Here is a 16,765-nt window from a genome sequence, read left to right as displayed (position 1 = left end):
CCATGAGCGCAATCCAAGCGACCGAAACCTTCGCATCCGGTCCGGGTTCGTCCGGAGCGGTCTCGACGGGGTCGGCCGGCTGGGATCTCGGGGCCATGTACGGGGTGATCGCAGAGCTTCTGCTCAATCCAGCCGTCCGGGACACCGGACGGGTGGAGCGGTTCCTCCAGGCCATCCCGGAAACGCCGATGCGCGAGCGCATCGATCGTTTCCTGGCATCCCCAGCCGCGCACAACGTCGACGAGTACACCGCGACCCTGGAGCTGACGCCGCCCTGTCCGCTCTATTTGGGGTCGCACATGTACGAGGAGCCCAACTCGTGCCGGGGCGCCGGTGCCTGCGGGCGCAATCAGTACATGATCGAGCTGAAGGCGAGCTACGAGCACTTCGGGTTCGATCTCGCCGGGGCGGAGCTGCCGGATTTCCTGCCGGTCATGCTCGAGTTTCTGGCGGTCAGCAGCGCCCATCCCGAACGCGACGGCATCGGCTTGCGACGACGCTTCGTCGACCAGTACCTGCAGCCGGGCATCCCGGCGATGCGCAAGGCGATGCAGAAATACGAGAGCGTCTACGACCTCTTGATGGAAGCGCTCGAGTTTGTCGCGGAGGAGGATTTGGAACGTCTCGCCGATGATCCCGTCTGGCTCGCGCCGGAGGTTCAAGCGACGATCCCGGTGCGCAAGGGCACCTCGTCGACGCCGGGCCTTTCTCCCTCTCCTGAACTGTCCACCACCGGTTGGGGGCACCAATGAACGATTTTCTCTTTTCGAGTTATGTGATCTGGGGTGTCTTCCCCTATGTGGCATTGACGCTTTTCTTTGTCGTGCCCTTTATTCGGATGGTCTATCGGCCGTTCGGGATGTCGACCCGCGCGAGCGGGATCTTCCACGGCCAAGGTATCCTCGGGCTTGCTGCGCACTTTCTGCATTGGGGCATCTTCCTGGCCTTCTTCGGTCATCTCGCCGGATTGATCGGCGGGTTGTTGGGGTGGGGGAGTTGGGTCGGCGCCTTCTTCTGGATGGCCACGCTCGGCGGGGTGTTCGCCATCGTCGGGTCGGTGATTGCGTTGGTCAGGCGTACCCTGATTCCCGAGATGCGCGCAATGAGTCAGCCCGATGACTACATCGTGCATCTGTTTCTCATCGCGATTCTGGGTGTCGCGATCTACCAAGCCTTGGGGCATCGTATCTGGGGTGTCTCCTTTACCGCGGCTCCCTGGTTCGCAAGCCTTTGGCGGCTCTCCCCCCAGCCTGAGCTGATGGCCTCGGCGCCGCTTCTGTCGAAGATCCATATCCTGCTGGCGTTCGCCTTCGCGGCCTATTTCCCCTTCACGAAGCTGATTCATGCCTGGACGCTTCCGGTCAATTATCTCGTGCGGCCCTATCAGGTCTTGCGCACGACGGCGAAGAAGTTCCAGAACGGCTGGGTGTTGGGGTGTTGGGAATTCAAAGGCGTCACCGATAAGTCGTACATGACTTATTTGACGGCGGGTGTGGTCGGAGTCTTGGTTCTCATTGCGTTCGTGCTGCCAAGTCCGAAGGGCGAAGGGCTTGTTCAAACCGCCTACGCCTCGACCGGCGCGACTGAAGACCAGGAGAAGGGCCCGGATTCAAGCCAGGCCCAGGATGTGCTCGAAGGTTATCCACTCTATGTCAGCCAATGCGCACGCTGTCATGGACTGGAAGGCCATGGTGACGGTCCGGGAGCCAAGTCGCCGACCTTTACCGCGGTTCCGAGAAATCTCACCGAAGGGCATTTCCAGTTTATTTCGTCCTCGAACGGTGTCGCCTCGAGCGATGATCTGCGGCACGCCGTCGTCCATGGGCTGACCGGTTCCGGAATGCCCGGCTTCGGCGCGCTCTCCGATCGGCAGATCGACTCGCTGGTGCAGACCGTCGAGCAGTTCTGGGTAGATCGCCCGACACCCGGCGAGCCCATCGCTGTTCCGGCCAGACCGGAGCCGACGGTGGCGATGATCAAAGAGGGCAAGGAGCTTTACGCCGGCATGTGCTCGGTCTGCCACGGACCGACCGGCGCGGGAGACGGTGTGCTCCAGGCGCTGAGAACGGATGCTGCGGGTCGTCCGGTGCCGACACGCAATCTGAGAACCGAGCCCCTGAAGGGTGGATCGAGCGACGAGCAGATCTACTACCGCATCGCGGCCGGGCTGCCGAGGAACAAGGGCGAATGGCTCATGCCCGCGTACGCAAATCTGGGTCCGGACAAGATCTGGTCGCTCATCACCTACTTGGAGACGGAGGTCTTCCCCCAAACGCAGGTCGCTCGACGCTGACCGGTTCGGCCCCGGCATACGGGGCCCGACTCCGGAAAGCCAAGCTGAACCGTAGGTCTCGTTCATCAGGCTACCGAGACCTTCAGGGACTCGTGACATCCGCTTTGCGGTGTCACGCGTGCCCCGTGGCGCTCTGCGCCACGTACCAGGCTGGGCGGGAGTCACGAGCACAGCCGAACCGCAAAGGCCCGTGACCCCGATCTCCGAATCGAGCTTCAATGACCGATCCGAGGCGTCCGCTCAACGATGGGACTACCAACGCGTTCAGAGACCGTCGCAACGGTGGCCCGATATTGGATCGAGAAGCTGCCGCCGTCCTACTTCTCATTGGTCATGGCGACCGGGATCGTCTCCATCGCCTGCGATCTGGTCGGGCTCGACTGGATCGCCAAGCCGCTTCTTTTGATAAACCTGATTGCGTTCGTCACGCTCTTGTTCATGACCGGTCTTCGCGTACTGGTCTATCCCATCCACCTCGTCGATGATCTCAGGGCCCATGCCTTGGGTCCGGGCTATTTTACGATCGTCGCCGGAACCTGCGTCATCGGGGTACAGATCTTCACGCTGACCGGCGATGCAGATCTTGCGTTTGGGTTGTGGGTTTTCGGAGCCTTTCTCTGGCTGCTGATTACCTATTCCTTCTTTACCGCAATCATCGTTCACCCGACCAAGCCCTCGCTGACCGACGGTATCAGCGGGGTCTGGCTAATTGCATCGGTCGCCACGCAGTCCATTGCGGTGCTCGGGACCATGGTCGCCTTTCGGTTTCCCGACGCCCAACAGTTTATTCTCTTCATCAGTTTGTTCTTTTATTTCATGGGGTGCATGCTCTATATCAACATCATCGCACTGGTCTTCTATCGATTGACCTTCATGCACTTGGAGCCTGCGAGCTTCACCCCGCCTTACTGGGTCAGTATGGGAGCGACCGCGATCGCGACGCAAGCCGGAGCAACCCTGATCCTCCATGCCGAGGAATCCCGATTGCTCGTCGAATTGCTCCCGTTTCTCAAGGGGTTCACCCTATTCTTCTGGGCAGCCGGGACTTGGTGGATACCGCTCCTGGTTGCTCTGGGGATTTGGACGCATTGGCTCAGACGCGTACCGGTTGTTTACACGCCCTTATTCTGGGGTGCGGTCTTTCCATTGGGGATGTACACGGCGAGCACCTATCTATTGGCCAAGGCATTGCAGCTTGACGGCTTGGCCTGGATCCCGGCGATCACCGTCTATATCGCGCTCGCGGCTTGGGGACTGACCTTTCTCGGTCTTCTCAGGCGTCTGTCCAGGGCGATCGGGGCCGTGGTCCGGGTCGCCGTCTCGGCGGGAGATTAAGGAATGGGCGAGATTCGCGGTTACTGTCCGCTCTGTATCTCGAAATGCGGATCCATCTCCACCGTCGAGGCCGGTCGCCTGGTTCGGGTTCGACCCGACCGCGATCACCCCACCGGCGGCAGCTTTTGTGTCAAAGGGCGGGCAGCGCCTGAGCTGGTCCACAGCGATCGACGGGTGCTTTACCCCATGATGCGGACGCGCCCGAAGGGCGAGGCTGATCCGGGTTGGCGCCGCGTCACCTGGGACGAGGCGCTGAGGTTTGCGGCGGACCGGATGCGCGCAAGCGCCGATGCCCACGGCGCCCGATCGGTTGTCTTCGGTGTCACGACGCCTAGCGGGACGGCCGTTGCCGACGCCTTCGGCTGGATCCATCGCCTTGCACACGCCTTCGGCAGCCCGAACGTGCTCTTCGCGACCGAGAACTGCAACTGGCACAAGGACTACGCCAGCGCCTTGACCTTCGGGTCGGGGATCGGCTCACCGGATTTCGAGCGGACGGGATGCCTATTGTTCTGGGGCTTCAATCCCTCGACCACCTGGCCGGCCTATGCACGCGCCGCGATGGAGGCGAAGCGCCGCGGGGCGAGATTGATTGTGGTCGATCCGCGTCAAGTCGGGCTGGCGTCGGCGGCCGATCAATGGCTCCCGGTGCGGCCCGGCTCGGACGGGGTTCTCGCGCTCTCGATCGCCGGCGAGATGATCCAAAACGGTTGGTTCGATAAGGATTTCATCGCACGCTGGTCGAACGGGCCGCTCCTGGTGCGCGTGGACAACGGTCGCTTCATGACAGTCGAGCGCGCCACACCTGCCGGCATGCGACGCTTCCCGATGGTTTGGGATTCCGAGCGGCGCCGAGCCGTTGCCTACGATCCGACCTGCGGTGAGTATCTCGACGAGCCGCCGGTCAGCCCGGCCCTCTTCGGTGATTTGGTCCTGCACGATCAGGGTGAGCCGGTGCCCTGTCGCACTGCCTTTCAGTGCTTCGCCGAGCGGTGCGCCCGCTATCCGCCGGAACGCGCCGCCGGCCGTTGCGGGGTGCCGGCGCGCCAGATTCGCGAGACCGCGCGACTCCTGCATGAGTCCGGACCGGTCAGCTATTTCCATTGGGCCGGGATCTGCCAGCAAGCCGATGCGACGCAGAGCGGGCGGGCGATCGGGCTCCTCTACGCACTGACCGGCTCGCTCGATGCGCCCGGCGGCAATGTGCGATTCGCGACTCCGCATCTGAACGACATCGCGGGGTTTGATCTGTTGCCGCCAGATCGGCTGGCAATGACCTTGGGCCGAACGGAACGCCCGCTGGGCCCGCCTGCAAAGGGTTGGGTCACGAGTCGCGACTTTGCTCGGGCGGTGCTTGAGTCGGAACCCTATCCGGTCAGTGGCCTGATGAGCTTCGGCGCCAATCCGCTTCTGACAAAGCCGAATACACCGACGCTGGTGCCCGCCTTGTGTGCGTTGGATGTCTACATCCATGCGGACATGTTCCTGAATCCGACTGCCGATTACGCCGACCTGGTGTTGCCGGTCGCCTCGCCGTGGGAGCGCACAGGTCTTGCGGCTGGCTTTCAACTCGGCGAGCGAGGCTCGGACTGGTTGCAGCTGCGCCAAGCGGTTCTCAGCCCGCTCGGTGAAAGCCGATCCGATACCGCGATTGTCTTTGCCTTGGCCGAGCGGCTCGGTTTGGGCGAGCACTTCTTCGACGGCAACCAGCGGTCCGGCCTGCGCGAGGTGATCGCGCGGACCGGTGTGTCTCTCGAAGACTTGGAGCGGCATCCCGAAGGCCTTTCGCTCGGGCTTCAGACGCCCTACCGATCGTATCTGAAGGATGGGTTTCAGACGCCGACGTGTCGGGTCGAGATCTACTCGGAAACCCTCATGGATGCCGGCCTATCGCCGCTTCCGGACTTCGAGTCCGAATCTCTGCCTTCGAGCGATGCCTTTCCGCTGCGTCTCACGACGGCCAAGTGGCCGCACTATTGCCATAGTCAACAGCATGCGTTGCCGACCCTGCGCGGCAAGCTGCCCGAGCCATTGGTCGAGCTTCATCCGGATACGGCCAAGCAGCAGGGTATTCATGAAGGCGATTGGATCAGCATCCATTCGGCCGTCGGTACGATGCACGCGCGGGCCAGCATGACCACCAGGATTGCCGCGGACACGGTCTGCGCGCAATACGGTTGGTGGGAATCCTGCTCGCGACTCGGCCTCCCGGCGTACGACCTGGATCGGTTCAATTACAACCGACTGATCGATGACGAGCGTTTCGATCCCGCCAGCGGCTCGAACGCAATGCGCGGTTATCCCTGCTCGATCTCGCGCGATGTCGCGGTTTAGGCGTTTGTCATCATCGGAGAGAAATGCGTATGAACCCCTTGGCTTCAATCAAAGGTGTATGGATTGCGGGTCTGCTGGTGTCGGTCGTACTTGCCATGATCGTCAATCTCGCCGGCGGCAATGGTCTCCTCGCATTCGACGAATTGGCCTTCGTGCGCTGGGTGCATATCGTCGCCGGGATCATCTGGGTCGGCCTGCTGTACTACTTCAACTTCGTCCAGATGCCGGCGGTTGCCGCGGCAACGGCAGACCAGGGAGGCCCCGGACCCGCCGCGATCGGAAAGTACATCCTGCCGCGCGCGCTCCTGTGGTTCCGGTGGGCGTCGCTGGTGACCTGGGGAGCAGGGGCCTGGTACTTGGTGCAGAACGACAGTCTACTGGATGTCTTTACGTTGGGTCTGACGGGCGGAGATCCCGACTACGCGCTTCCCATGGGGATCGGGGTGTGGCTCGGTACGGTCCTTTTGATCAATGTCTGGTTCGTGCTCTGGCCGAATCAGAAGAAGCTGATGGGCCTCGCGCCCTCGCAGGGCGAGGCGGACCTTGCCAAGGCAAAAAAGACCGTTGCATCGGTCGCGCGGATCAACGCGGTGCTCTCGATCCCGATGCTGATGTTCATGGTCGCCGCGCCGCACGGTATCCCGCTTTGATGGCGTGTTCGGCAATCGAAACCGCGCAGGCGCAAGTTTCGGGGAGCGGAGCGAAGGAGTGAGCCCGGTACGGACCGCCCGTCAATCGAGCGTTTCTTCGTCGAGCGACTCCAGGTCGAGTTGACAGGCAGCGAGAAAATCCTTGCGCATCAGGAGCCCTACCAGACGACCGCGGTCGTCCACGACCGGCATGCTGCGCCCGCCGTGGCTCCTGAACGCACACATGATCTCCGAAAAACCTGCGCGCTCGGTTACGGTTACCGCCGGCGATGTCATCATCGTGCTTGTCGCTGTCTCGTGACAGCATTCGGCGAGTCGATTGCATTGTTCGAGCAATCGCGGAAGCAGCTCCAAGAAACTGTCCGCACCCAGTCGCTTGAGAATATCCGTCTCGGTCAGGATCCCGCTGACCAGTCCGCCGCCCATGACCACCGGCAGCGCCTTCACGCCTTGTCGCACGAATAATCCGGCCGCTTGGTAAAGCGGTGTCGTCGGATTCAGCGGTTGGATCGGAGAGCGCATGAGGTTCCTCGCGCACATACGGCTGTTCATGCGCTCCACGGCATGGGCATGGGCGAGGTGATAGATGGTTCTGAAGTCCGTCGTCGTGATGTCGATATAGCCGGGAATCTCCCGCATCGCGTCGATGATGTCGGCGTCCGAAAGCTCGAGCTCCCGGATTTCGTCGATGCTGGCGTGGTCCGGTTCCTGAAAGAGATGAAGATGGTTCTCTGTCACCTGATGACCCCCGAATGATCGGCTTCGTCGCCGCTGGCATGGCTATTAGGCGTGGATCATGCGCAAATAGCCTTGAGACAGGTCAATCCGGTGGCTTCGTATCTCTTCGAGCGCGAGGCCTCATACCGGCTCGGACCCGGCTGGCGAATCTCGCATCGGATCTCGGTCGGGTTGTAAGGGCTCCCGGGGCCGAGATCAGGCGGTCGTGGTTTCGAGGGTTAGGCTTGATGTGGGTCAAGGCCCTTGCCGCGTCGCGAGATTCAAATCGGGATCGAGGATTCCACGCGGTTGTGGAACGGGTCGAACGCGCCCGATCCGCTCCGCAGTCGTATCGAAATCCCCGGTACGCAAGCCGATTGGAGGCATGCTTTGAGCCTGAAGGCCTACGTCCGAAAGATGCGCGGGACCACCCGCGGAAGTCCGCCGCGAGTCAGCAACCAAGAGGTCTTCTGGTCGTGGATCGGCGCCTTTCTCGGGATCGGCCTAGTGGGTTTGATCAATCAGGCGTTCTTCTCGGAGACCGACCTCGCGCTCACGATCGGCTCGCTCGGTGCGTCCGCGGTCCTGCTTTACGGGGCGGTGCGCAGTCCATTGGCCCAACCGCGTAATCTGGTCGGCGGTCACGTCATCTCGGCGCTGGTCGGCGTGACCAGCTGGAAGCTGCTGTCCGCGGATCCCTGGCTTGCACAGGCGGTGGCCGTGGCCACCGCGATTGCGCTCATGCATCTGAGCCGAACCCTGCACCCGCCGGGCGGGGCAACCGCGTTGATCGCGGTCATCGGCTCGGAGGAGATTCATGCGATTGGATATTACTACGTGCTGATTCCGGCGACGCTCGGGCCGCTGATCCTGTTGGGCGTCGCCCTGATCGTCAACAATATCCCGGCAACCAGACGTTATCCGGAGAACTGGATATGAGCCGACCCGCGTTGCATCTGCTCCGATACGTCGGTCTCGTCCTCGGCTGCCTGATGACTGCGCCGTTCGCGCTCGCCGAAGAGGCCGAGGATCCGTTCGCCGATGCGGACCTGGACAACGCCGCCGAGATCAACGAGGTCTGTGCCGGCTGCCACGGCGAGCATGGCCAAGGCGGGAAGGACGGCGAATACCCCCGACTGGCGGGTCTCCCCGCCGCCTTCATCTCGCGGCAGCTCGACCTGTTCCGAGCGCGCGAGCGCGAAAACCTCGCCATGGTGGAGCACACGGAGCATCGCCAGATGCCGGACTCGGATATCCGCGATATCTCGGCCTTTCTCGCCGCGATCGAGCTGCCGAGTCGCCTCCCGCCGGTCGACGAGACGGCGGCGGATTTCAACGCCTACGAGCGGCTCATGGCCACCAAACGCATGGTCCAGATTCCGCGCGCACCGGGCGATCCGGTTGCCGGCGAGCGCATCTATGCCAAGGAGTGTGCCTCCTGCCACGGTCGCGACGCCCAGGGCCGCGAGCGCGATGCCGTACCCATGTTGGCCGGGCAGTACACCGGCTATCTGCAGCGGCAGGTCGCCAAATACATCGACAAACGGCGTGTGCATGACCCGTCCGACCCGGATGCCGAGGAGCTGCTTGCGGCCTTCACCGCCGAGGAGCTGAACGACATCTTCGCCTACATCTCGATCCTCGACGATTGATCGTCGAGGGCCTGCCCCGAATCCGTATCCGCAATCGAGGACGACCAATGCCGTTCGGCCGACGCATTACGCGCGAGAAGAAGACCATCACAGCCATGATGGCCATCTACTGCCGAGACCATCATCACACCGGCCACAAGAGACTCTGCGCCGAGTGCGTATCATTGCTTGACTATGCGCATCGGCGTCTCGACACCTGTCCCTTCCAGGAAGAAAAGCCGGCCTGCAATCTCTGCGAGGTGCACTGCTACAGCGCCATAATGCGCGAGCGGGTGCGCGATGTGATGCGCTATGCCGGCCCCCGGATGCTCTGGCCCCATCCAATCCTGAGTCTCGGGCATATCCTCGATAAGCTCCGTCCGGCGCCGAAGCTGAAGGCTCGGGCGCAGTCGGACAAGAAGCGCCGGTGATCGCGCCCCGATGACGCGTCAGCCGGGCCGCCCGTCCGGCCGAGGCGCGACCAGCATGGGTGCATGAACCCAGAGAAAGAGCCCGAAGGCGAGGATCCAGCAGAGCCCGGCGCTCATCAGCCAGGTGTGGTAACCGGCGGGGTAGATCAGCGGAGCGAGACCGCGCAGGCCTGCGGCGAAGTTGATCAGGACGAAGGCGACGATGGTCAGGCGAGCGGCCTGCATCGCGCGACCCGTGTGGCCGACCGCGACCCGCGACATCATCCCCAGCGTCACCACGCCGATCGCCCCGATGGTCAGGGTATGCAGTGCGCCGCGCGCGGGCAGGTCGGTAAAGGCGGGTAGGCCGTCCAGGATCAGGCCAAGCGCAAGCCAGAGCAGCCCGACATAGAGCACGGTCAGCATGGGTGTCGTCCAGAGACGCCGATCATGCCAGCCGATGATTCGCACCAAAAGCACCAGACCCAACGCGATTGCGAAGGCGCCCGCCTGAGTCCCGTAGGGCTGGACGAGGTCCGCGAGCAGGAGTGCTGCGGCGAGGAGGAAGGTCAGGCGCTCGACGAGCTGAAAGCTTCGCGGCTTGGCGCCGGCGATCCCGCGCTCGATGAAGAAGGGCATGACCCGACCCGAGACCAGGAGCATCGTCAGGATGACCAGGTCCAACATCAGACGATGACCCCGCGCCGCGCCGCCCGGCAGGGCGCCGAGTACATCCAGATGGACCAACGCACTCGCGAGCGTCATGCCGGCGAACAGCAGCAGGAAGACGCGGTTCACCGGGTTGGGGCCGAACCAGAGCGGCCGTCGCAGTGCGAACGCCAGAACCGGGAAGAAGGCGACATCGGTCAGGGCGACTAGGAAGGGCGGCAGCCCGAGCCAGGGCATCAGGCGCGCGGCAAACCAAAGCGCGACCAACCCCGCGAGTGCCGCGCCCGTAGGCGTGTCCATGCCGCTCCAGTTGCGCACGGCGGTCAGCAAGAACCCGGCGATGACGGCCGCCAGATAACCAAACAGCATCTCATGGGCGTGCCAAGCCGGCCCGGCGAGATAGCCGGGCTGCGGGAAATGCCCGGTCAGCATCGCGAGCCAGACCAAAACGGACAGGATGGCGGCGATCCCCGCGGCCAGGAAGAACGGCCGGAAGCCGAGCGCGAGGACGCTGATCGGTCTCTTGGTCTTGGCGAGCGGGTCGACGCGCATCTGGGTGGTTGTCCTTATCGGTGGTCGGGGCGAGCCCGAGCGGGGCGGCTCCCGAACGTCGGGAGTGGATGTCGGAGGCGGTCGAGTCGAAGCACGCGGGTTGTCTCGCGGTGATGTCGCACGAGGTCGCGGGATTTCGGGGCGCGTGGTCGCAGTCCCTTACCCTAGCGATGGCCCGACGGCATGGCCTTGACGTGGGTCAAGCAGATGGTCCGGTCCGAGAACGCGCCGGTGGGCTCTCGAACGACGCAGCCGCGGTCCGGGATGTCCGCTCTGGATCGGCATCGCTCGATTGCGCTCTAATCCGCACATGAACGATACCACTGCTGTAGATCCGGATGCCGAGGGCGCTCAGCCCGCGCTCGACACGCCCGCGCGAGCCCTCCTCGAGCGCATTCCCCAGAGCCCCGGCGTCTATCGGATGCTCGATGCCGACGCCACCGTCCTCTACGTCGGCAAGGCCAAGAACCTCAAGCGCCGGGTGTCGAGCTATTTCAGCCGGGCGCTGACACGTCGCCTTCAGGTGATGGTGAGCCAGATCGCCGACATCGAGGTGACGGTGACACGCACCGAGGGCGAGGCGCTGCTGCTCGAGAGCAACCTCATCAAGTCCTTGCGTCCGCGCTTCAATGTCCTGCTGCGCGACGACAAAAGCTATCCCTTCATCTATCTCAGCACCCAAGACGATTTTCCGCGACTCGCCTTCTATCGTGGGCCGCGCAAATCCAAAGGGCGTCTCTTCGGTCCCTACCCGAGCGCTTGGGCCGTGCGCGAGACCCTGCAGTTGCTGCAGAAGCTCTTCCCGGTGCGCCAGTGCGAGGACAGCTTCTTCAACAACCGCTCGCGGCCCTGTCTGCAATATCAGATCAAGCGCTGCAGCGGGCCTTGTGTCGGTCTCGTCAGCCCGGAAGCGTACGCCGAGGACGTCGCCCACACCATTCAGTTCCTCGACGGGCGTGCCGAAGATGTGATCGCGGATCTTGGTCGCGGCATGGAGCAGGCCGCCGCCGCGCTCGAATTCGAGCGGGCCGCCGTCCTGCGCGATCAGATCGCGACCCTCAGCCGGATCCAGCAGCGCCAGTACGTGAGCGGGGAGGGCGGCGACCTCGACATCATCGCCTGCGCGCAGGAGGGCGGGACGAGCTGCGTGCAGGTCTTCTTCATCCGCGCCGGGCGCAACCTCGGCAACAAGGCATTCTTTCCGAAGACCCCCGAGGACACGGACGACGCGACCCTTCTGGCCGGGTTCCTGGCCCAGTTCTACGCCGACAAGCAGATCCCCCCCGAGCTGGTCGCGAGCGTCGAGCCGGAGGAGCGCGCACTCTTGGAGACGGCGCTCTCGCAACGCGCCGAGCGCCGGGTGCACATCAAATGGCGGGTGCGCGCCGAGCGTGCGCGCTGGCTCGAGATGGCCCGCGGCAATGCCGAGGTCGCGCTCAAATCCAGGCTCGGCAGCCAGGCCGGTTACGGCCGCCGCATCGAGGCGCTACGCGATGTCCTGGATCTACCCGAGCGGCCCCAGCGCATGGAGTGCTTCGACATCAGTCACACCCAAGGCGAGCGCACCGTCGCCTCCTGCGTGGTCTTCGACGGCGAGGGGCCGCGCAAGTCGGACTACCGCCGGTTCAACATCGAGGGGATCACCCCTGGGGACGACTATGCGGCGCTGCATCAGGCCCTGACCCGGCGCTACACCCGGGTGAAGCAGGGCGAGTATCCGATCCCGGATATCCTCTTCATCGACGGCGGACGCGGACAGATCCGCGCGGTCGGCGATGCGCTCCAAGAGCTCGGTCTCGCCGGCCTGCAGGTGGTCGGGATTTCGAAGGGGCCTGATCGACGTCCGGGCACCGAGCTGCTTTGGTTGTTGGACGTCGAGTCGCCGCTTATACTGGCGAGCGATTCCCCCGCCATGCATCTGATCGAGCAGATCCGCGACGAGGCCCATCGGTTCGCGATCACCGGTCATCGCCAGCGTCGTGCCAAGGCACGCACCACCTCCACGCTGGAAGGGCTCGCCGGGATCGGACCGCGGCGCCGCCAACGTCTTTTGAAGCAGTTCGGCGGCATCCGCGGCCTGGCCCGCGCAGGGGTCGAGGACATTGCCTGCGTCGACGGCATCGGCCGGCAGTTGGCCCAACAGATCTACGATGCCTTTCACGAGGAGGCCACTGGGCCCTGACGTATGTGGAATATCCCCAACCTTCTGACGATGCTCCGGATTGTCTTGATTCCGGTGTTCGTCGTCGTCTTCTATCTGGACGCACCTTGGGCGCCCTACGTCGCCGCCGCGGTTTTCGGTGCGGCCGCCCTGACGGATTGGCTCGACGGCTATCTCGCGCGTCTCTGGGAGCAGACCTCGCCGCTCGGCGCCTTCCTCGATCCGGTCGCCGACAAGCTGATGGTCGCGGTCGCGCTCGTCCTGCTCGTTCAGTACGACCCCCGCACCCTCTTGGCGCTCCCGGCGATGGTCATCATCGGACGCGAGATCACGGTCTCCGCACTGCGCGAGTGGATGGCCGAGATCGGCGCGCGCGCCAAGGTCGCGGTCTCCATGACCGGCAAGATCAAGACCACGGCCCAGATGATCTCGATCGTGCTCATGATCCTGCACGATACGGTCTTCGGACCCTGGGTCTACGGGTTGGGTGTCGTTCTTCTCTACGTCGCCGCCGTCCTGACACTCTGGTCGATGGTGCTCTATCTGCGCGCCGCTTGGCCGAGCCTGTCGGGTCAGGTCGATATCGAGGGGCGTGGTTGAGCCCGGCTCCGAGCGATGGCGCGAAGTCGTCAGCGGCGCCCTGTCCACACCGCCCCTGAGCGCAGCGAGATCGGATGCAATCCAGGGGTTGACAGCATCGCGAAAGGCATTAAAATACGCGGCTCCAAAGCGGGAATAGCTCAGTGGTAGAGCACAACCTTGCCAAGGTTGGGGTCGCGAGTTCGAATCTCGTTTCCCGCTCCAAATAAAAGAAAAACTCAGAAGCCGGCCTCGTGCCGGCATTTGTTTGTGTGCCCAAAATTCTCGGTGATTGGATAGTGGTGACGGCCGTTGGAGACCACTATCCTGAAAGCGAATGGCATTCTGCCGGGGCTCTTTTTTGACCGCTTCGTCTCGCGATGCCGCGGATCGAGCGAGCCAGTCGCGCTGTGCGTTCAGGTCGATGAGATAGCGCTCCGGCGTCTCGCGCTCCACCCAAGACGGCATCAGGGGCTGGAGCTTGTTCGGACGATGACCCGGAAGGTTCCAGCTGATGTCCTGCCAAAACCCGGTATCGTCCCGGAATCGCCACCCGAGCCGAGGTTTCCGCGCTCGATCATGCGCGCGTTCGGGGAGGCTCTCGTCGGCGGACCGAAACGTGAGTGCTGCGGGCACTGGCTCTCGGGAGCGACAATGCCTCGTGAGTTCAGTGCGCTATCGAGGATCCCGAGCCCCGGGGGCCGACTCCTCCAACACTATGTCGAACAGCTCCAGTACAGGATGGCCCGCATAGGTTCCCTGAGGCGCCTTCGCCTGCGCATGGGCCTTGTGGAACGCCTCGGACTCGCGCCAGGCATCGAAGTGACCGCGCGAGGCCCAGGTCGTGTGGGAGGCGTACAACGTGGTCTCCCCGTCGTCCGGCCCATTGAGGAGACGAAAGGTCACGAACCCCGGAACCTGCGCGAGCTGGGATTGGCGCTCCCGCCAGATGCGCTCGAAATCGGCCTCGAAGCCCCGGTTGATGCGAAACCGATTCATGGCGATGAACATCGATCGGATACCCCGTGCTTTAGCTGTAAAGGACAAGGCGAAACTGGACGCCCGGCCCGGAGCACTCTACCGCGGCCGTGAGGCTCACGGCTACGTCCGCGAAGATGACGCCCTCGAACGCGTGAGCCAAGGTCGCGTGCGCGTGCGTCGCCGCGCGCAAACGAGGTGTGACGGGGCGGGTGAGGCTCCCGAATCCCGCCCGCGATGTGAACATTGCCAACCCCGAGGTCGTCATGCGTCTCTCCCACCGTCTGGTTCTGGCTCTGCTGATCGTCGTCTTGGATACCGCAGCCTTCGCGATACCACTCGGGGCGCTGCTGCTCGCATATATTCTGCTCGCGCGACCCGTCTGGTTCCGTGATTGGGTGGATCGACTCTACCGCGGGGTTCCGCGGTAAGCGGCATTTGCGCGAGTGGCGCAGGAGCGGCGCTGGCGGTGGCCCCTGCAGCACCGCGGGCGTCCACTTGTTCTCGTCCTCCGGGGACCGACTTCGCCGAGGTACACGCGTCGGCGCTAGCTGTTTTAGAACATCTCGATCCAGTCCATCACATCGATCTTGGCGTCCATGCGGGTCCGGTAAACGCTCGGAGCTGATGGCATCCAAAGTCTGTGTGCCGTGACCAAATTCCCCAGAGAGAGACGGGTGAATACCAGGCCGATTTCGGTGACCGCTTTGCAACCATCCCCTCGATCATGGTCAAACTTCGGAATGCTCGAGTCCGCTCGGCGGACGGTGCCTGGAGGATGTCTATGGATCGATCTTCCGTATCGAGTCGGCGTGCGTTCCTTGCGGCCCTCGCGGTCGCGCCTTTGTCTATCCTAACGCTGTCGGGGAAGGCTCTGGCGGTGGACGGACAATCGCTCGCCAAGGCCATCCCCGCGACCGGCGAGCCCTTGCCCGTCGTAGGTATGGGGACCTGGATCACATTCAATGTCGGCGACGACCCGGTGGCGCGGGATGTGTGCACCGATGTCCTGCGTGCCTTCTTTGCCGCCGGCGGCGGTCTGATCGACTCCTCCCCCATGTACGGCTCGGCCGAGGAGGTCGTCGGCAGCTGCTTGGCGAGACTGGATCGCCCCAAGGATTTGTTCTCGGCGACCAAAGTCTGGACCTCTTCGTCCGCGGAGGGGATCGAGCAGATCGCGTCATCCGAGCGCCTCTGGGGTCTGCCGCGTCTGGATCTGCTGCAGGTACACAACCTGCTCAACTGGCAGGCCCATCTGGAGACCCTGTCGGCGATGAAGGCCGACGGCAAGGTGCGCTATATCGGAGTCACTACCTCGCACGGTCGCCGTCATGCCGAGCTTGCGCAGGTGATGGAGGCGCAGCCGATTGATTTCGTGCAGTTGACCTACAACATCGAGGATCGTGAGGTCGAGTCACATCTGCTTCCGCTGGCCGCGGAGCGAGGGATCGCGGTGATCGCCAATCGGCCCTTCCAAGGCGGCTCGCTGATCGATCGCGTCAAACGTCACCCCTTGCCGGGTTGGGCGCGCGAGATCGACTGCGCCGACTGGTCGCAGTGTCTGCTCAAATACATCGTCTCGCACCCGGCCGTGACCTGTGCCATCCCGGCGACCAGTCGGGTGGATCACATGGAGCAGAACATGGCGGCCGCGCGTGGTGCCATGCCGGATGCGGCGCTGCGACGCCGCATGGCCGCCGACTTCGCAGCGCTCTGATGGACCTTTTGAGCTACTCGCTCGTCGACCTGATCCCGTTTTCGCGCGAGACCTATTTCAGGCTGTTCGAGCGCTACAACGTCGGGGTCTGGCCGGCGCCGATCATCGGGCTGGCGATGGGGCTGACGGCCCTGTTCACGGCGCGTCGGGCAGACGGTCGGGTGCTTCGGATCCCGTTTCTCCTGACCGCGATCTGCTGGGTTTGGGTCGGTTGGGTCTTTCAGATCCACTGGTACGCGCCTTTGAGCTGGCCGGGGATCTATTTCGGGTTCGGCTTCGTGTTGCAGGGCGTGCTCATGGCGGTTTTTCTCGGGTGGAGTCCGCTCGCGGGCTCGTCCGAGGGTGCGTCTCGTGATCCCGGCCCTGCGCTCTGGATCCTCGTCTTCGCGCTTGTGCTGCAACCGCTGCTCGGACTCTTGTCCGGCCGCCCCTGGTACGGTCTGGAGGTCTTCGGCAGCGCACCGGACCCGACGGCTCTTGCAACACTGGGTCTGCTTCTGCTGATCCGTCATCCGCTGCGCTGGCTGCTGGCGATCATCCCGCTTGCCTGGTGCCTGATCAGCGGGGCAACCCTCTGGGTCCTGAGCGTTCCGACCTGGCCGGTGATGCCGCTTGCCGCTGCGCTTTACCTGGGCGTCGTCGCTTGGCCTTGGGTCTCCGGGCGAAGCCGGCTGGAAGACCCGTGAGTCAGTGGGATGCCTTCATGTCCGAACCCTCGTGGACGGGATGCGACCGGCTG

General features: G+C 63.7%; 16 protein-coding genes and 1 tRNA gene. 14 read left to right on the top strand and 3 right to left on the bottom strand.

The window, feature by feature from the left end:
- The first annotated feature begins 2 nt into the window (after positions 1-2).
- The 5 genes from BLV04_RS09525 to BLV04_RS09505 all read left to right on the top strand — a co-directional run bounded on the left by BLV04_RS09525 (position 3) and on the right by BLV04_RS09505 (position 6,612).
- Positions 3-752 (top strand): nitrate reductase molybdenum cofactor assembly chaperone, encoded by a 750-nt coding sequence (locus BLV04_RS09525; RefSeq protein ID WP_093030550.1) that lies wholly within the window; start codon positions 3-5, stop codon positions 750-752.
- Complete coding sequence (locus BLV04_RS09520; protein WP_093030547.1) at positions 749-2,293, top strand: respiratory nitrate reductase subunit gamma; 1,545 nt, start codon at positions 749-751, stop codon at positions 2,291-2,293. Before BLV04_RS09525 ends, BLV04_RS09520 begins: the two co-directional genes overlap by 4 nt.
- 282 nt (positions 2,294-2,575) lie before the next feature.
- Entirely contained in the window at positions 2,576-3,628 is a 1,053-nt protein-coding gene (locus BLV04_RS09515; protein ID WP_217633683.1) for a tellurite resistance/C4-dicarboxylate transporter family protein, read from the top strand.
- 3 nt (positions 3,629-3,631) lie between these two features.
- Complete coding sequence (locus BLV04_RS09510; RefSeq protein ID WP_093030541.1) at positions 3,632-5,962, top strand: molybdopterin-containing oxidoreductase family protein; 2,331 nt, start codon at positions 3,632-3,634, stop codon at positions 5,960-5,962.
- Positions 5,963-5,985: 23 nt separating this feature from the next.
- Complete coding sequence (locus BLV04_RS09505) at positions 5,986-6,612, top strand: hypothetical protein (protein WP_245731819.1); 627 nt, start codon at positions 5,986-5,988, stop codon at positions 6,610-6,612.
- Positions 6,613-6,693: 81 nt separating this feature from the next.
- Here BLV04_RS09505 and BLV04_RS09500 read toward each other — a convergent pair whose 3' ends face one another.
- Positions 6,694-7,350: a CBS domain-containing protein gene (locus tag BLV04_RS09500; RefSeq protein ID WP_093030538.1), complete on the bottom strand. Its 657-nt coding sequence runs from the start codon at positions 7,348-7,350 to the stop codon at positions 6,694-6,696.
- A gap of 369 nt (positions 7,351-7,719) precedes the next feature.
- Here BLV04_RS09500 and BLV04_RS09495 point away from each other — a divergent pair, with 369 nt between their 5' ends.
- The 3 genes from BLV04_RS09495 to BLV04_RS09485 are packed head-to-tail and all read left to right on the top strand — an operon-like array spanning position 7,720 to position 9,391.
- Positions 7,720-8,268, top strand: coding sequence for an HPP family protein (locus tag BLV04_RS09495; RefSeq protein ID WP_093030852.1), 549 nt, complete (start codon positions 7,720-7,722; stop codon positions 8,266-8,268).
- Positions 8,265-8,981 carry a c-type cytochrome gene (locus BLV04_RS09490; RefSeq protein ID WP_217633682.1) on the top strand — a complete coding sequence of 239 codons (717 nt, stop codon included), beginning with the start codon at positions 8,265-8,267 and terminating at the stop codon, positions 8,979-8,981. Before BLV04_RS09495 ends, BLV04_RS09490 begins: the two co-directional genes overlap by 4 nt.
- Positions 8,982-9,028: 47 nt before the next feature.
- Entirely contained in the window at positions 9,029-9,391 is a 363-nt protein-coding gene (locus BLV04_RS09485; RefSeq protein WP_093030535.1) for a nitrous oxide-stimulated promoter family protein, read from the top strand.
- Between the two features lie 18 nt (positions 9,392-9,409).
- Here BLV04_RS09485 and BLV04_RS09480 read toward each other — a convergent pair whose 3' ends face one another.
- Positions 9,410-10,591, bottom strand: a complete 1,182-nt coding sequence (locus tag BLV04_RS09480) for an NnrS family protein (RefSeq protein WP_093030532.1) — start codon at positions 10,589-10,591, stop codon at positions 9,410-9,412.
- Positions 10,592-10,901: 310 nt separating this feature from the next.
- Between BLV04_RS09480 and uvrC the strand changes: the two genes are divergently transcribed.
- The 3 genes from uvrC to BLV04_RS09465 all read left to right on the top strand — a co-directional run bounded on the left by uvrC (position 10,902) and on the right by BLV04_RS09465 (position 13,556).
- Positions 10,902-12,773, top strand: a complete 1,872-nt coding sequence (gene uvrC / locus BLV04_RS09475) for an excinuclease ABC subunit UvrC (protein WP_175534563.1) — start codon at positions 10,902-10,904, stop codon at positions 12,771-12,773.
- 3 nt (positions 12,774-12,776) lie between these two features.
- Positions 12,777-13,352 (top strand): CDP-diacylglycerol--glycerol-3-phosphate 3-phosphatidyltransferase, encoded by a 576-nt coding sequence (gene pgsA / locus BLV04_RS09470; protein ID WP_093030525.1) that lies wholly within the window; start codon positions 12,777-12,779, stop codon positions 13,350-13,352.
- A gap of 129 nt (positions 13,353-13,481) precedes the next feature.
- Positions 13,482-13,556, top strand: a tRNA-Gly gene (locus BLV04_RS09465).
- Positions 13,557-14,006: 450 nt separating this feature from the next.
- Here BLV04_RS09465 and BLV04_RS09460 read toward each other — a convergent pair.
- The gene (locus tag BLV04_RS09460; protein ID WP_245731818.1) at positions 14,007-14,330 is read right to left on the bottom strand and encodes an antibiotic biosynthesis monooxygenase family protein; all 324 of its coding nucleotides are present in this window, start codon (positions 14,328-14,330) and stop codon (positions 14,007-14,009) included.
- 245 nt (positions 14,331-14,575) lie between these two features.
- Here BLV04_RS09460 and BLV04_RS24880 point away from each other — a divergent pair, with 245 nt between their 5' ends.
- The 3 genes from BLV04_RS24880 to BLV04_RS09445 all read left to right on the top strand — a co-directional run bounded on the left by BLV04_RS24880 (position 14,576) and on the right by BLV04_RS09445 (position 16,712).
- A complete protein-coding gene (locus BLV04_RS24880) occupies positions 14,576-14,740 on the top strand; it encodes a hypothetical protein (RefSeq protein WP_175534562.1) in 165 nt (54 codons plus the stop codon).
- A gap of 353 nt (positions 14,741-15,093) precedes the next feature.
- On the top strand, positions 15,094-16,026 hold the full coding sequence (locus tag BLV04_RS09450) for an aldo/keto reductase (protein WP_093030515.1): 933 nt from the start codon (positions 15,094-15,096) through the stop codon (positions 16,024-16,026).
- Entirely contained in the window at positions 16,026-16,712 is a 687-nt protein-coding gene (locus BLV04_RS09445) for a DUF6064 family protein (protein WP_093030512.1), read from the top strand. The genes BLV04_RS09450 and BLV04_RS09445 overlap by 1 nt, the downstream gene beginning before the upstream one ends.
- Positions 16,713-16,765 lie beyond the last annotated feature (53 nt).

It is taken from the genome of Thiocapsa roseopersicina (assembly GCF_900106925.1).
Lineage (GTDB): Bacteria > Pseudomonadota > Gammaproteobacteria > Chromatiales > Chromatiaceae > Thiocapsa > Thiocapsa roseopersicina.
Note: the sequence above shows the minus strand (reverse complement) of the source record. Positions and strands in the feature narration are given on the sequence as shown.

Excerpts from the sequence above, each read along its gene's own strand:
- pgsA (WP_093030525.1), top strand. The coding sequence starts at position 12,777 with ATGTGGAATATCCCCAACCTTCTGACGATGCTCCGGATTGTCTTGATT.
- BLV04_RS09480 (WP_093030532.1), bottom strand. The coding sequence starts at position 10,591 with ATGCGCGTCGACCCGCTCGCCAAGACCAAGAGACCGATCAGCGTCCTC.
- BLV04_RS09485 (WP_093030535.1), top strand. The coding sequence starts at position 9,029 with ATGCCGTTCGGCCGACGCATTACGCGCGAGAAGAAGACCATCACAGCC.
- uvrC (WP_175534563.1), top strand. The coding sequence starts at position 10,902 with ATGAACGATACCACTGCTGTAGATCCGGATGCCGAGGGCGCTCAGCCC.
- BLV04_RS09505 (WP_245731819.1), top strand. The coding sequence starts at position 5,986 with ATGCGTATGAACCCCTTGGCTTCAATCAAAGGTGTATGGATTGCGGGT.
- BLV04_RS09450 (WP_093030515.1), top strand. The coding sequence starts at position 15,094 with ATGGATCGATCTTCCGTATCGAGTCGGCGTGCGTTCCTTGCGGCCCTC.
- BLV04_RS09520 (WP_093030547.1), top strand. The coding sequence starts at position 749 with ATGAACGATTTTCTCTTTTCGAGTTATGTGATCTGGGGTGTCTTCCCC.
- BLV04_RS09510 (WP_093030541.1), top strand. The coding sequence starts at position 3,632 with ATGGGCGAGATTCGCGGTTACTGTCCGCTCTGTATCTCGAAATGCGGA.
- BLV04_RS09445 (WP_093030512.1), top strand. The coding sequence starts at position 16,026 with ATGGACCTTTTGAGCTACTCGCTCGTCGACCTGATCCCGTTTTCGCGC.
- BLV04_RS24880 (WP_175534562.1), top strand. The coding sequence starts at position 14,576 with ATGCGTCTCTCCCACCGTCTGGTTCTGGCTCTGCTGATCGTCGTCTTG.
- BLV04_RS09460 (WP_245731818.1), bottom strand. The coding sequence starts at position 14,330 with ATGAATCGGTTTCGCATCAACCGGGGCTTCGAGGCCGATTTCGAGCGC.
- BLV04_RS09490 (WP_217633682.1), top strand. The coding sequence starts at position 8,265 with ATGAGCCGACCCGCGTTGCATCTGCTCCGATACGTCGGTCTCGTCCTC.
- BLV04_RS09525 (WP_093030550.1), top strand. The coding sequence starts at position 3 with ATGAGCGCAATCCAAGCGACCGAAACCTTCGCATCCGGTCCGGGTTCG.